Origin of the sequence: Deinococcus seoulensis, from assembly GCF_014648115.1 — a bacterium.
GTDB classification, from domain to species: Bacteria; Deinococcota; Deinococci; order Deinococcales; family Deinococcaceae; genus Deinococcus; species Deinococcus seoulensis.
In genome coordinates, this window is sequence record NZ_BMQM01000013.1 from 24,472 (window position 1) to 37,756 (window position 13,285).

Genomic DNA, 13,285 nt, shown 5'->3' on the forward strand with positions numbered 1-13,285 from the left:
GCATGATCAGGAATTCATGGTGTCTGGGGCTGGGCGTTGCGGCGAATCTGAGCGACCAGTTCCTGCTGCCCGGCGCTGGCCAGCAGGGTCAGGGCGTCCTCGAAGGCGCTGAGGTTGCCGTCGATCTCGCTGAGGTTACTCAGGGCAACGCCCAGCAGGCGGGTGTTCCCAGTGCCGCGCAGCTGGGTGATGGCCGCGCGGTAGTGCGCGGCGGCCTCGGTGTGCTGGCCGTTCTCGTGGGCGTCCACGCCCCGGTTGATGTGGACGTTCGCCAAACCAAAGGTGTCGCCGGCCTCCTGGAGGGCCTGCATCAGGGCGGGGTACAGCGCCTCGGCCTGCGGGCGCTGGCCGAGGGTGCCGAGCAGCATCACGTAGTTCATCAGGAGGCGGCTGCGGGCGCTGGGAATCTCGCGGGCGCGGTCCAGCAGCGGCCCGAAGACGGTGCCGGGGTCCGCCCCGAGGCCCACCTGGGCGCGGGCGACCATGCCCAACTCGGTCAGGTGCGCCTCGTCGTCCCCGTGGAGATTCCAGAGATCGGCGGCGATCTGGCTGTGGCGGCGGGCAGCGTCCCACTGTTCGCGCATGCGGGCGGCGTGGGCGCGGACGCTGGCGGCGTGGGCCGCGTCGGGGCCGCTGCCGCTGATCCGGTCGGCCAGCACCACCGCCTCCTCGGCACGCCCGAGGTAGACCAGGGCGACGGCGCGGGCGGCCAGGGCGTCGCTGACCTGCTGGTCGTGGGGGCTGAGGGTGGTCAGGCGGGTCAGGGCGTCCTGGTAGCGGCCCACGCCGATCAGGGCCCAGGCGTGCGGGACGGCCAGTTCCGGCAGGCCCGGCAGCGTGTCGAGCAGCTCGGCGGCCTGTCCGGGGTACCCGCGTTTCAGGTGGGCGTGCGCGCGGAGACGGGCGGCGCGGGCGGCGCGGCGTTCGTCCGCGTCTTCCCACAGGTCGCGGCTGCGGTCGTAGAACGGCCAGGCGTCCTCGTCGGGCAGGGCGCGGGCCAGTTGCAGGTGAATCAGGGCGGCGTGCACGTGAATCTGCGCCAGGGCGTCGCGGGTGGCGGCGGCGGCGTAGGCGCGGCCCGTCTCGGTGGTCAGGCCCTCGGTGGTCAGGAAGGACAGGATCCGCGCGAAGTCCTGCGCGCCCAGATTCATGGCGGCGCGGGTGGCGCGCAGGTTCGGTTGGTCCTGAATGGCGAGTGTCAGGAACGTGTCGCGGACGGGGTCCGGGTAAGAGCGGACGCGCGCCCCGAATTGCAGGTCCAGCGGCTGGCCGCGCAGGGCCGCGCCGACCAGGGTGGGGTGCCCGTCGGTGTGGGCGTGCAGGCCCGGCCAGGGGGTCAGGTCGCCCGGCTCCAGCGGTCCCAGGTGCAGGTGCAGGTCCACGTCGAAGGGCGGGTGGGTGCGGCCCGTGATCAGCAGGGCCGCGCCGGGCCGCACCTGCGCGTCCCGGCCCTGCGCGGCGAGGGTCAGGGTGGCCTGCGTGCCGGGGTCGGTGCCTTCCCAGCCGTCCACGGCCACGCGCACCTGGGGGTCGCGCAGGGCATTCAGGGCGGCGTGGGTGCTGGTGGGCGGCGCGGCGCTCAGGGGGGCCAGCGTGCCGAAGGGCAGGTCGGCGCGGCCCGGCAGGACCGTCCAGCCGCCGGCGCGGGCCAGGGCGTCGAGCAGCGCGGTCTTGCCCATGCCGGCGTGCCCGGTGATCCAGGCGACCTGTCCGGGCATCAGGGCGCCCAGCGCGGCCAGTTCGGTTTCCCGCCCGGCGAACGGGGCGGGCGGCGCGACCTGCACGGCGTCCAGGTGCAGGCCCAGCGTGCGGGCCTCGCGTTCCACCTGCGCGGCCAGCGGGTGTCCGGCCAGGGTCAGCAGGTGGTGCAGGCGCGGGAGTTCCATTTCGTCGGCGGGGGGCGCGCCGGGCAGGGTCAGGGCGCGCGCGGCGAGGTCCCCGGCGTGCGCGGCGTTCCCGTGCGCGGCGGCCTGCGCGGCCAGGGTGGTCAGGGCGGTGCGGGCGTCGCGGGCGACGGTTTCGCGGGTGTCGAACACCCATTCTTCGAGGTCCGCGCCGAGCGGGATGGTCAGGCTGTCCAGGAACGGGCCGCGGTACAGGTCGGCGGCTTCCTGCGGGCGGCCGCGGCGGACGGCCTCGCGCAGGTCGCAGGCGTCGCAGCGCAGCCCCCCGCCGTCCTGGGTGGGCTGCGTGCCGCTGCCGGTCAGGCTGGCCCCGACGCGGGGGCCGTCCTCGGTGAGGGCGCCGCCCAGGCCGCGCAGGTGAACGAGGTGCTGCGCGAGCGAGTTCATGGGGTTCGCCGCGTCCGGCCAGAACAGGTCCGCGAGGCGGCGGCGGGGCTGCGGTCCCTCCACGCACAGGAACGCCAGCAGCAGCAGCACCTTCTCGCGGCGGAAGGTGACGCCTTCCACGGACAGGTCCCCGAGCGTCCGCAGGTTCATGCCTTCCATTGTTCCGGATAAGCGGCGCCGGGCGCAACGGGGCGGGCCGCAGTTCACGCACCAGCAGCAGGACTTCAAGAGGAGGGGTTCAGGGGGAATGGTCTATGGTGGGGCATGCCGTCATTCCCTGTGGATATCTCCCGTCAGCTCACGCCCGGCCATCCCACCTGGCCCGGCGACCCGGATTTCCGCGTGGAACCGCAGGCGCGCATCGCACGGGGCGACAGCGTGAACACCGGCGAGATCCGCACGAGCACGCACACGGGCACCCACGTGGACGCCCCCTGGCATTACGACGACGCGGGCCGCCGCCTGCACGAGGTGCCGCTGGGCACGTACATCGGCCGGTGCCGCGTGGTGAGCGTGCAGGGCAGCGGTGAGCCGCTGACGCTGGAACCCGGCGCCCTGGCGGGCCTGCCGGACACGCTGCCGCCGCGCGTGCTGCTGAACACCGGGCAGCCCGCCCACTGGGAGGAGTTCCCGACGCGTTTCACGGCGCTCTCCCCTGCCTTCGTGCGGGAGCTCGCGCGGCGTGGCGTGCAACTGATCGGCACGGACGGCCCCAGCGTGGACCCGCTGACCAGCAAGACCCTGGACGGGCATCACGCCTGCCGGGAGACGGGGTTGCTGATCCTGGAGGGCCTGAACCTGAGTGGCGTGCCGGACGGCGAGTACGACCTGATGTGCCTGCCGCTGCCACTGGCCGAGATGGACGGCGCCCCGGCGCGGGCGGTGCTGCTGCCCGCCGGAACGCTGGACGGCCTGAACGGCTGAGCGGACAGGCGCGCAGGCTTCAGCGGCCCAGGACGGCGTCGCTGAAGCCGAAGCGGGCGCTCACGGTTTCCGGCGCGCGTTTGGGCCGGCCCGAGTGGGGGTCCACCCATACCCACTCGGTCTGGCATTCGGCGAGGCGCACGCCGCCTTCCGGGTCGCCGGGGTTCACGCGGTCCAGGGCGTAGGCGCGGACGCTGCGCACCCCGGCGTGCAGGGTCAGGGCCGTGCGGACCCGCACGAGGTCGCCCAGCATGGCCGGGCGGTGGTACGTGATGATGTGCTGGCGCGCGACCGGCACGGCGCCCAGGGCGCTCAGGGCGTCGGTGCCCATGCCCAGGCGCAGGGCGTGCTCGCGGGCCACCTGCTCGCACCACGCGAGGTACACGGTGTTGTTCACGTGGTGCAGGTCGTCGAGGTCATGCTCGTGGACGTGCAGGGTCAGTTCGTGGCGGCGCTGGGGCAGCAGGCTGTCCCACAGGACGTCCGCGTCGGGAATGCGGAGTTTCAATCCTGGCCTGCCTGCGCCGGGGCGGGCAGCAGGGTGTCCACGGCGTGCGCGCCGTCGATGTCGGCCTGGGTGACGCCGCCCGCGTCATGCGTGAAGAAGTTGACGCGCACCTTGCGGAAGTAGATGTGCAGGTCCGGGTGGTGGCCGCGTTCCTCGGCCTGCGCGGCGACCCGCGTGGCGAAGTCCACGCCCTGCTGGTACGTGCCGAACTCGAATTCGCGGAACAGTTTGCCGTCGTCGCCGTACCAGCCGTCGGGTTTCAGGTCCTGCACGTCCCCGTCCGTCAGTTTGCGGGCGGGGTCGTAGTTCATGCGGGGATCGTAGGCCATGCCCTGCATGGTAGGCGGCGCGGGTGGCCCAGGCGGGCAATCCGGGACACGGTTCAGCGGAAACAGGCCTGCTGGCCGGACCTGACCGCCCGGATAGACTCGCTGCACGGTGAGTTTCTTCACATCGAAATGAAGGTTCCTTCATGTACAGTCAGAGTCAGTTCAGTTTCAACCCAGGAGGAGCCCCATGACTGCATTGCTGCGCCGTCTGTTTTTCCGTTCTACCCCCCCCGCACCCCTGGCAGCCCCGGCCCCTCAAGCCCGCCCCGTGATCACTGAACTGGACCTGCTGCGCGCCCTCGGCTGCGACGAGTAAAACGGATTCCGTTTGTTTCGTTAACAGATCGGAACACCACCGATCTGTTAACTCCACGTCCGGAACCAGCTTCGACTCCTACTCGCTCCGCTCGGATTGAACGGCTTTATAAGCCATTCAATCGGAGTCCGTATAAAACAGATTCCCCTGCCCCTTGCGCCCGGTCATTCCGGGCGTTTTCGCTGCGCCGCGCCCGCCTCTCCCCTGCCACGTCTCCGTTTGTGCCGCCGCCGCTGTCGGGTGGGGCGCGCCGCCGCTATGCTGCGCGGGATGCGGGCTCAGAACGTCCTGAAGGGAACCGGGTCGGGAGCACTCCCGCCCATGCTGGAACAGTACGTGCGGATGCGCGACGAGGTGGCCGCGCAGCTGCCGCACGCGCTGCTGCTGTTTCAGGTCGGTGATTTCTACGAGACCTTCGGCGAGGACGCCGAGCGCACCGCCCGCCTGCTGGGGCTGGCCCTGACGCACAAGAGCAGCCGGGACTTCAGTACGCCCATGGCGGGCATTCCGCTGCGCGCGCTGGACGGGCACGTGGAGCGGCTGCTCTCGGCGGGCGTGTGCGTGGCGGTCGCCGATCAGGTCGAGGAACCCGGCAGCGGGCTGGTGGAGCGCAAGGTCACGCAGCTGCTCACGCCGGGCACCGTGACCGAGGAGCGGCACCTGGGCGCGGACGAGAATTACCTCGCGGCGGTCGCCACCGGGGACGGGTACGCGCTGGCGCTGCTGGACGTGTCAACGGGCGAGTTCCGCTGCGCGGCGTTCCACACGCGCCTGGCGCTGTACGACGAGCTGTCGCGCTGGCGGGCGCGGGAGGTGCTGCTGGCGCCGGAACTGTCGGGGAACGCGGCGCTGCTCGCGGACTTCCAGGCGCGGTTTCCCGTGATGCTCTCGCCCGCCACCTTCGACGAGGACGCCGCGCACTCCGAACTGCTGACCGTGCTGGGCGAGGTGTCGCCGGAACTGGCGTCGGCGGCGCTGCGCCGGGCCTGCGGGGCAGTCCTGGGCTACGCGCGGGTCACGCAGCAGGGGCGGCTGGACATGGTGCGGCGCGTGGTGCGCTTCGAGCCGGGCGCGCACATGCGCCTGCCGGACGCGGCCGTGCGGGCGCTGGAGCTGTTCACGGCGCAGTCCCCGCAGGGCCGCACCCTGACCGACACGCTGGGCCACACCCGCACGGCCGGTGGGCGGCGGCGGTTGCGGGCGTGGCTGCGCGCCCCGCTGCTGGACGAACTGAGCATCCGCGCGCGACTGGACAGCGTGGAAGCCCTGACCCGCGCGCCGGACCTGCGCGGCGCCGCCCGGTCCCTGCTGTACCGCGCGCACGACCTGGAACGGCTCGCGGCGCGCGTGGCGACCCGCCGGGCCACGCCGCGCGAGGTGGCGTCCCTGGCCCGCACGCTGGACCTGCTGCCCGAGGCGGCCGGGCTGCTGGACGGGCAGGGCGGCCTGCTGGGCAGCGTCCGCACGCGCCTGACGGGCCTGCCGGACGTCGTGACCCGCATCCGCGCCGCCCTGGTGGACGAGCCGCCCATCCGCGCGGGCGACGGCGGCCTGATCCGCGACGGCTTCCACGCCGAACTGGACGCCCTGCGCGGCGAGGCCATCGGGCACCGCGCGTGGCTGGCGGAACTGGAAGTCAGCGAACGCGCCCGCACCGGCATCCCCAGCCTCAAGGTCGGGTTCAACGGCGTGTTCGGCTACTACCTGGAGGTGACGGGCGCGCACCTGGGCAAGGTCCCGGCCGACTACCGGCAGATCGCCACGCTGAAGGACCGCGCGCGCTTCACCCGCCCGGATCTGCGGGAACGCGAACGCGAGATCGCCCGCCTGGACGCCGCCAGCGAACGCCTGGAACTGGAGGTGTTCACGGGACTGCGCGACTCGCTGGCCGAACACGCCGAGGCGCTGTCCGAGGCGGCCGGGGCGCTGAGCGAACTGGACGTGCTGGCCGCCCTGGCCGAGATGGCCGCCCTGGGCGGCTGGGTGCGCCCCGCCACCACGCCCGGCCACACGCACCTGACCCAGGCCCGGCACCCGGTCGTGGAGGGCAGCCTGGGCGGCCGCTTCGTCCCGAACGACGCGCGGCTCGGCGAGGACCGCCGCACGCTGCTGCTGACCGGCCCGAACATGGCCGGGAAAAGCACGTACCTGCGCACCGTCGCCCTGTGCGCCCTGCTGCACCAGATCGGGTCGTTCGTGCCCGCCGACCGGGCCGAACTGCCGGTCTACGACGCCATCCACACCCGCATCGGCGCCAGCGACGACCTCGCCGGGGGCCGCTCGACGTTCATGGTCGAGATGAGCGAACTCGCCGCGATCCTGCACGGCGCCACCCCCCGCAGCCTCGTGATTCTCGACGAGATCGGGCGCGGCACCAGCACCCTCGACGGCCTCGCCATCGCGCAGGCCGCGCTGGAACACCTGCACGCGGCGGGCGCGCACACGCTGTTCGCCACGCACTACTTCGAACTCACCCGCCTGGAAACCGACCTGCCGGGCCTGATCAACCTGCACGTGGCGGCAGAAGAGGATGCGGCGGGCAGCGGCGGCCTGACCTTCTACCATCAGGTCGTGCCCGGCGCCGCCCGACAGAGCTACGGCGTGGAAGTCGCGCGGCTGGCCGGACTGCCCGGGGCGGTCACCACCCGCGCCGCGAGGCTGCTGGGCGCCCTGAGCGTGCAGGGCGACGACACCCGCCTCAGGCGCGAACTCGCCACGCTGGACCTCGGCCGCCTGACGCCCATGCAGGCCCTGGAAACCCTGCACCGCTGGCAACGCGAACTGGGCGCGGGCGCAGAAGTCCTTACATGACCGTTGACTGCTCAGTGACGCTGACCTCTGCCGCCGGCTGGAGTGTCCTCGCCGAGTTCGAGACCGTCACCGTCCAGCGCCCGGACGGGGCACGCTGGGAGATCGGCTGGATGTACGGCAATCCCGAGGCTGCCGTGATCACATGGGACAGCACATACGCTGTCGTCGTCGGCTACGGTGTCATCGTGGCGGACCTCCGACGGTTCGGCGAACCCATCGCGCCCGGCCCGGACAGCCCGGCCATTCACCTCCGAGCCGACCCGTCTGAACCATGGTGGTTCGAGGCCGTGTATCAGCAGGAAGCTGGGCATGTCCGGCTGGTGGCCGACGTGTACTCCGATCAGGCTGGCGTGTACGACCTCAACCTGAGCACGCGGCGGTTCACCACACTCGTTCCATACTCCACCGAACTCTGACGATCATCCGTCCACTTGTCGGGCGCAAAATGGTCGAATGACAGCACCGGAGCTGGGAGAGGCGGCGCTCGCGGCGTTGCGGGAAGCGTTCGGGGAGTCCCTGAGTACGGCGGGCGCGGTGCTGGACGCGCACGGCCGCGACGAGAGCGGGCTGGAGTTCGCGCGGCCCGGCGCGGTGCTGTTCGCGCGGGGCGAGGAGGACGTGGTGCGGCTGCTGGCGCTGGCGCGCGAGTTCGCCTTTCCGGTGGTGCCGTTCGCGGCGGGCAGCAGCCTGGAGGGGCAGCTGATTCCGCCGCCCGGTGCGTTGAGCCTGGACCTGAGCGGCCTGACGGGCATCGTGGAGGTCTGTCCGGCCGGGTTTCTGGCGGTGGTGGAGCCGGGCGTGACGTACCCGCAGCTGAACCGGGCGTTGCGGCCGCACGGGTTGTTCTTTCCGGTGGATCCGGGGGCGGAGGCGACGCTGGGCGGCATGGCGTCCACGAACGCGAGTGGCACGGCGGCCGTGCGGTACGGCACGACGCGCGAGAACGTGCTGGCGCTGCGGGTGGCGCTGGCGGACGGGCGGGTGCTGAGCCTGGGCAGCCGGGCGCGCAAGAGCAGCGCCGGGTACGACCTGCGGCACCTGTTCCTGGGCGCGGAGGGCACGCTGGGGGTGATCACGCAGCTGACGGTGCGGCTGTGGCCGCTTCCGGCGCACCGGGCGGCGCTGCGCGGGGCGTTCCCGGACGTGACGGCGGCGGCGGACGCAGCGGCGCGGGTGATGGGCGCGGCCCTGCAACCCGAGCGGCTGGAACTGATGGACGCGCAGGGGTTGCGGGCCGTGAACCGGCACCTGGGCCGGGCGTTCCCGGAGGTGCCGACCCTGTGGGCTGAGTTGACCGGGCCGTCCGGGGCGGCGCTGGAGGAGGCGCTGTCGCTGTGCGCGGAGCTGTTCCGGGATGCGGGCGCGCGGGACGTGCAGGTGGCGCGCGGCGCGGCTGAACTGGAGGGGTTGTGGGAGGCGCGGCATCAGGCGTTCTATGCGCTCAGGGCGCTGTATCCGGGCGAGGTGTTCCTGAGCACGGACCTGTGCGTGCCGCTGCATGAGCTGGCGGGCGTGATCGCGTTCACCGGGGCGCAGCTTCAGGAGGCCGGGCTGGACGCGAGCGTGCTGGGGCACGTGGGGGACGGGAATTTTCACGTGCTGTTCCACGCCCCGGCTGGTGACACAGGCACCTGGGAGCGGATCGGGGTCACGTACGACCGGATGGTGGCCGAGACGCTGCGGGTGGGCGGCACGTGCAGCGGCGAGCATGGCGTGGGCCTGCACAAGCGGCGATTCCTGCGGGCGCAGCACGGCGAGGCGCTGGACCTGATGCGCGAGATCAAGGCGCTGCTGGACCCGCTGAACATCCTGAATCCAGGGAAGGTGCTGCCGGACGAACGCTGAACACCCGGTCGTCCCTGAAAAAGCGGTGCGGGGCGGGATTGGTGGGGCGGGGCTGCGCTAGCCTCGGGGCACGATGACGATTCATGTGTTGCCTCCTCACGTTGCGCGTCTGATCGCGGCGGGTGAGGTGGTGTCGCGGCCGCTGGACGTGGTGCGGGAACTGGTGGAGAACGCGCTGGACGCCGGGGCGACCCGCCTTGAGGTCGAGGTGGAGGGCGGGGGGTTGCGGCTGGTGCGGGTGCGGGACAACGGGTCGGGCATTCCGGCAGGCTCGGCGGGGCTGGCGGCGCGGCGGCACGCGACGAGCAAGCTGGCGCCGGACGCGGCGTCGGTGGACGCGGTGACGACGCTGGGCTTCCGGGGCGAGGCGCTGTGGGCGGCGGCGCAGGCGGGCGAGGTGCATCTGGTGACGCGTCCGGCGGCGCAGGTGGGCGCGTGCGAGGTGCTGGCCTGCGGGGACGAGGTGCTGGTGTCGCGCACGTCCGCTCCGGCGGGCACGACGGTGTCGGTGCGTGGTCTGTTCGCGGGGCTTCCGGCGCGGCTGCGGACGCAGGTTCCGGCGGCCTCGGAGGTGCGGGAGATCACGGCGCTGCTGGGCCGGTACGTGCTGCATCATCCGGGCCTGTACTGGCGGCTGTCGGTGGACGGCGAGGTGCGCCTGACGCACGCGCCGGGCGATCACCGGGGCGCGGTGGCGAGCGTCTACGGGCCGCTCAGCGCGAACCGGGTGCTGACCGTCATGGCCGACGGCGTGCGGGGCGTGGTGTCCCGCCCGGAGCTGACGCGCGCGCGGCGCGACCGGATGCATTTCAGCGTGAACGGGCGGCCCGTGCTGGCCCCGCCGGAACTGGAACGCGCCGTGATCGAGGGCTTCGCGGAGTTGCTCCCGGCGGGCGCGGCGCCGCTGTGCGTGCTGGACCTGACGGTCGCGCCGGAGGATCACAATCCGAACGTGCATCCGGCCAAGCAGGTGGTGGCGCTGGCGGACCTGCCAGGCGTGGCGGCGCGGGTGCGTGCGGCGGTCGCGACGGCGCTGGCCGCACATCCGCTGGCGCGGGCGGTTCCGGCCCTGACGGCCGCGCCGGAACCTGCCGTGACCGCGAACGAGTCCTTCCCGGCGCTGAGTCTGCTGGGCGTGTACCAGGAACTGTACCTGCTGGCGCAGGGCGAGGGTGACCTGTGGATCGTGGACGCGCACGCCGCGCACGAACGCGCCCTGTTCGAGCACCTGACCCGCACCCTGGCCGGGCCGCCCACTGAACTGCCCGAGCCGGAACTGCTGCACCTGACACCCGAGCAGACCGCCCGCCTGCACGAACGCGCCCCGGAGTTACAGGGCTGGGGCCTGACCATCGAGGATTTCGGGGCGGGACTGGCGCGGCTGCGGACCGTGCCGGCCACGCTGGCGGCGCTGGGCGTGCCGCGCCTGCACGAGCAGATCGTGGAGGCCGCGCTGGGTGACGGGCCGGACCCGCGCCGGGACGTGCTGGCGCGGCTGGCCTGCGCGCCCGCCCTGAAGGCCGGGATGCTGGATCACGCGCGGGGCGAGGGGGTGCTGCGGGCACTGGCGGCCTGCGAGCACCCGTGGGCCTGCCCGCACGGCCGCCCGACCGCGCTGCGCCTGAGTGAGCGTGATCTGGCGCACTCGTTCGGGCGGCGCGGCGTGCGGGACGTGCCGCGCGGGCGGGACGCGGCGCCCGGCGTGAGCCGCTGACCGGGGGACCGCTGACCGGAGGGGCGCGGCGCCGGGTGTGGCCGGGTGTAGCGGCTGCGGGCTACGTTCCGTCCGGGCGGGTGTCGTGGCGGTCGGCGCCCAGGGTGGCGTACACGCTGCGGCCCAGGTACAGGGCGGGCGGGGCGGCGAGCAGGCCGCGCGCGTCGAAGGCGTCCGGGTCGAAGCGGACCTGCTGCACGTGCCCGACGATCAGGTCGTGATCCCCGACCGGGATGACCTGCGTGACCCGGCAGGTGTAGTGCAGGTACGCGCCGCTCAGCGCCAGCGGCTGCTCGCCCAGGGTGGGCAGGTTCAGCAGGGCGTGCTTGTCGGTGCCGTCGTGGGCGCTGTGCAGGCCGCTGCCGTGGATGGCGTCCGCGCGGGCCAGCGGCAGGAAGTTCACGCCGAACGCCCCGGACGCGCGGATCAGCGGGTACGTGGCGCGCTCGCGGCCCAGCGACACGCCGTACAGGGGGGGCGTCTCGCTCAGGGCGGTGTGCCAGCCGGCCGCCATGACGTTGCGCGTTCCGGCGTGCGCGGCCGTGACGAGCGCGACCGTGCCGGGGTAGTACCCGAAGAGGCGGGTGGTGGTCTGCGTCAGCCGCGTGGCGGGGGCCGGGTGATCGGTCAGGGACGGGTGGGAGTGCGGGGACATGCCCTCGCAGCATAGGTCCTGGCAGCCGAGGGGGCGGGCGGCGGGACGTGCGGGAAGGCAGGAACACCTCGCCGCCTCGTATGCTGTGCGGCATGTCTGTCGTGACCCGTATTGCTCCCAGCCCGACCGGTGACCCGCACGTGGGGACCGCGTACATCGGGCTGTTCAACCACACCCTGGCCCGCCAGTCGGGCGGGAAGTTCATCCTGCGCGTCGAGGACACCGACCGTAACCGTTACGTGCCGGACAGTGAGAAGCGCATCTTCCAGATGATGGCGTGGCTGGGCCTGACGCCGGACGAGTCGCCGCTTCAGGGCGGCCCGAACGGCCCGTACCGTCAGTCCGAGCGTTTCGACCTGTACGGCGATTACGCCCGCCAGCTCGTGGCGGGCGGGCACGCCTACTACGCCTTCGAGACGGCCGATGAGCTCACGGCGCTGCGCGAGGCGGCGCAGGCCGAGGGCCGCGTGATCGCCGTGCCCAGCCGTGACCTGGACCCGGCGGCGGCGCAGGCGCGGGTGGAGGCGGGCGAGGCGGCCGTGATCCGCCTGAAGGTGCCGCGTGAGGGCGAGACGGTCGTGAACGACCTGCTGCGCGACCCGATTCACTTCCAGAACCGCGAGATCGACGACAAGGTGCTTCTCAAGGCCGACGGGTTCCCCACCTACCACCTGGCGAACGTGGTGGACGACCGCCTGATGGGTGTCACGCACGTCGTCCGGGCCGAGGAGTGGATCACCAGCACGCCCATTCACGTTCTGCTGTACCGCGCCTTCGGGTGGCCTGAGCCGGTGTTCGCGCACATGCCGCTGCTACGCAACTCGGACAAGTCCAAGATCAGCAAGCGCAAGAACCCCACGAGCGTGGAGTGGTACCAGGGGCAGGGCTTCCTGCCCGAGGCGATGCTGAACTTCCTGGCGACGATGGGCTGGACGCACCCGGACGGCCTGGAAGTGTTCGATCTGGCCGAGTTCGAGCGGGTGTTCCGCCTCTCTGACGTGACGCTGGGCGGCCCGGTGTTCGATCAGGCGAAGCTGCGCTGGTACAACGGCAAGTACCTGCGCGAGGTGCTGGGCACAGACGAGGTCGCCCGGCGCCTGCACGCCTTCCTGGCCGATCAGAAGGTGGATCTGCCGAACGACGACTACTTCCGCTCGGTGGTGCGCCTGATGACGCCGCGCATCGAGGTATTCAGCGAGTTCATGGAGAAGACGCCCTACTTCTGGTCCGAGGAGTACCCCGTGACCGAGAAGGCGCAGGCCGCCATCGACGGCGCGCGGGAGCTGCTGCCCGAGCTGGCCGCCACGCTGAAGAACGTACCGACCTTCGACGCGGCGTCCATCAAGGCGGCCTTCGCGGCGTTCGCCGAGGGGCGCGGGCTGAAGCTCGGGAAGGTCATGCCGCCCGTGCGCGCGGCGGTGGCGGGAACGATGGAGAGCCCGGACCTGCCGGACCTGCTCGCCACGCTGGGCCGCGAGCGCGTGGTCGCCCGGATCGCTAGGCTGGGCGCATGACGCTGATCGCCCCCATGCTGGTGGGCCTGATTGCCCTGCTGCACGTGTACATCATGGTGCTGGAGATGTTCCTGTGGACCACCCCGCGCGCCATGAAGGCCTTCGGGACCACGCCGGAACTCGCGGCGCAGACCCGCGTCATGGCGGGCAACCAGGGCCTGTACAACGGCTTCCTGGCGGCGGGCCTGATCTGGGGCCTGATCACGGGTTCGGCGGCCATTCAGCTGTTCTTCCTGGCGTGCGTGGCGGTTGCGGGCCTGTACGGCGCGGCGACCGCGAACCGCCGCATCCTGTTCATTCAGACGGTGCCCGCTGCGCTGGCGATCCTGGCGGTCCTGCTGGCCCGCTGAAAACGGCACAACCGGAAGGGCGGCATTC

11 protein-coding genes are annotated in these 13,285 nt (G+C 72.4%); 7 read left to right on the forward strand and 4 right to left on the reverse strand.

The genetic code is table 11. The features are described 5' to 3' along the window. Positions 1–14 precede the first annotated feature (14 nt). Positions 15–2,441 (reverse strand): AfsR/SARP family transcriptional regulator, encoded by a 2,427-nt coding sequence (locus IEY70_RS10580; RefSeq protein ID WP_189064983.1) that lies wholly within the window; start codon positions 2,439–2,441, stop codon positions 15–17. Positions 2,442–2,555: 114 nt separating this feature from the next. Here IEY70_RS10580 and IEY70_RS10585 point away from each other — a divergent pair, with 114 nt between their 5' ends. Beyond that, positions 2,556–3,215: a cyclase family protein gene (locus IEY70_RS10585; protein WP_189064984.1), complete on the forward strand. Its 660-nt coding sequence runs from the start codon at positions 2,556–2,558 to the stop codon at positions 3,213–3,215. A gap of 19 nt (positions 3,216–3,234) precedes the next feature. On the opposite strand, the gene IEY70_RS10590 is transcribed toward IEY70_RS10585, so the two are convergent. Together IEY70_RS10590 and IEY70_RS10595 are read right to left on the reverse strand one after the other, a co-directional pair. After that, positions 3,235–3,723, reverse strand: a complete 489-nt coding sequence (locus IEY70_RS10590) for an acyl-CoA thioesterase (RefSeq protein WP_189064985.1) — start codon at positions 3,721–3,723, stop codon at positions 3,235–3,237. Continuing rightward, positions 3,720–4,052 carry a 4a-hydroxytetrahydrobiopterin dehydratase gene (locus IEY70_RS10595; protein ID WP_189064986.1) on the reverse strand — a complete coding sequence of 111 codons (333 nt, stop codon included), beginning with the start codon at positions 4,050–4,052 and terminating at the stop codon, positions 3,720–3,722. The genes IEY70_RS10590 and IEY70_RS10595 overlap by 4 nt, the downstream gene beginning before the upstream one ends. 586 nt (positions 4,053–4,638) lie before the next feature. Between IEY70_RS10595 and mutS the strand changes: the two genes are divergently transcribed. The 4 genes from mutS to mutL all read left to right on the forward strand — a co-directional run bounded on the left by mutS (position 4,639) and on the right by mutL (position 10,738). Further along, complete coding sequence (gene mutS, locus IEY70_RS10600) at positions 4,639–7,179, forward strand: DNA mismatch repair protein MutS (protein WP_229777833.1); 2,541 nt, start codon at positions 4,639–4,641, stop codon at positions 7,177–7,179. A gap of 14 nt (positions 7,180–7,193) precedes the next feature. Beyond that, positions 7,194–7,595: a hypothetical protein gene (locus IEY70_RS10605; RefSeq protein ID WP_229777834.1), complete on the forward strand. Its 402-nt coding sequence runs from the start codon at positions 7,194–7,196 to the stop codon at positions 7,593–7,595. Between the two features lie 37 nt (positions 7,596–7,632). Beyond that, on the forward strand, positions 7,633–9,024 hold the full coding sequence (locus IEY70_RS10610) for an FAD-binding oxidoreductase (RefSeq protein WP_189064989.1): 1,392 nt from the start codon (positions 7,633–7,635) through the stop codon (positions 9,022–9,024). Between the two features lie 73 nt (positions 9,025–9,097). After that, positions 9,098–10,738 carry a DNA mismatch repair endonuclease MutL gene (gene mutL, locus IEY70_RS10615; protein WP_189064990.1) on the forward strand — a complete coding sequence of 547 codons (1,641 nt, stop codon included), beginning with the start codon at positions 9,098–9,100 and terminating at the stop codon, positions 10,736–10,738. A gap of 61 nt (positions 10,739–10,799) precedes the next feature. On the opposite strand, the gene IEY70_RS10620 is transcribed toward mutL, so the two are convergent. Further along, positions 10,800–11,393 (reverse strand): flavin reductase family protein, encoded by a 594-nt coding sequence (locus IEY70_RS10620; RefSeq protein WP_189064991.1) that lies wholly within the window; start codon positions 11,391–11,393, stop codon positions 10,800–10,802. Between the two features lie 92 nt (positions 11,394–11,485). Here IEY70_RS10620 and gltX point away from each other — a divergent pair, with 92 nt between their 5' ends. After that, complete coding sequence (gltX, locus tag IEY70_RS10625; protein ID WP_189064992.1) at positions 11,486–12,907, forward strand: glutamate--tRNA ligase; 1,422 nt, start codon at positions 11,486–11,488, stop codon at positions 12,905–12,907. After that, positions 12,904–13,257, forward strand: coding sequence for a DUF1304 domain-containing protein (locus tag IEY70_RS10630; protein WP_189064993.1), 354 nt, complete (start codon positions 12,904–12,906; stop codon positions 13,255–13,257). The genes gltX and IEY70_RS10630 overlap by 4 nt, the downstream gene beginning before the upstream one ends. The last annotated feature ends 28 nt before the right edge of the window (positions 13,258–13,285 follow it).

Coding starts and splice junctions, on each gene's coding strand:
- IEY70_RS10595 (WP_189064986.1), bottom strand. CDS start 4,052: ATGGCCTACGATCCCCGCATGAACTACGACCCCGCCCGCAAACTGACG.
- mutS (WP_229777833.1), top strand. CDS start 4,639: ATGCGGGCTCAGAACGTCCTGAAGGGAACCGGGTCGGGAGCACTCCCG.
- IEY70_RS10610 (WP_189064989.1), top strand. CDS start 7,633: ATGACAGCACCGGAGCTGGGAGAGGCGGCGCTCGCGGCGTTGCGGGAA.
- IEY70_RS10630 (WP_189064993.1), top strand. CDS start 12,904: ATGACGCTGATCGCCCCCATGCTGGTGGGCCTGATTGCCCTGCTGCAC.
- IEY70_RS10620 (WP_189064991.1), bottom strand. CDS start 11,393: ATGTCCCCGCACTCCCACCCGTCCCTGACCGATCACCCGGCCCCCGCC.
- IEY70_RS10585 (WP_189064984.1), top strand. CDS start 2,556: ATGCCGTCATTCCCTGTGGATATCTCCCGTCAGCTCACGCCCGGCCAT.
- mutL (WP_189064990.1), top strand. CDS start 9,098: ATGACGATTCATGTGTTGCCTCCTCACGTTGCGCGTCTGATCGCGGCG.
- gltX (WP_189064992.1), top strand. CDS start 11,486: ATGTCTGTCGTGACCCGTATTGCTCCCAGCCCGACCGGTGACCCGCAC.
- IEY70_RS10580 (WP_189064983.1), bottom strand. CDS start 2,441: ATGAACCTGCGGACGCTCGGGGACCTGTCCGTGGAAGGCGTCACCTTC.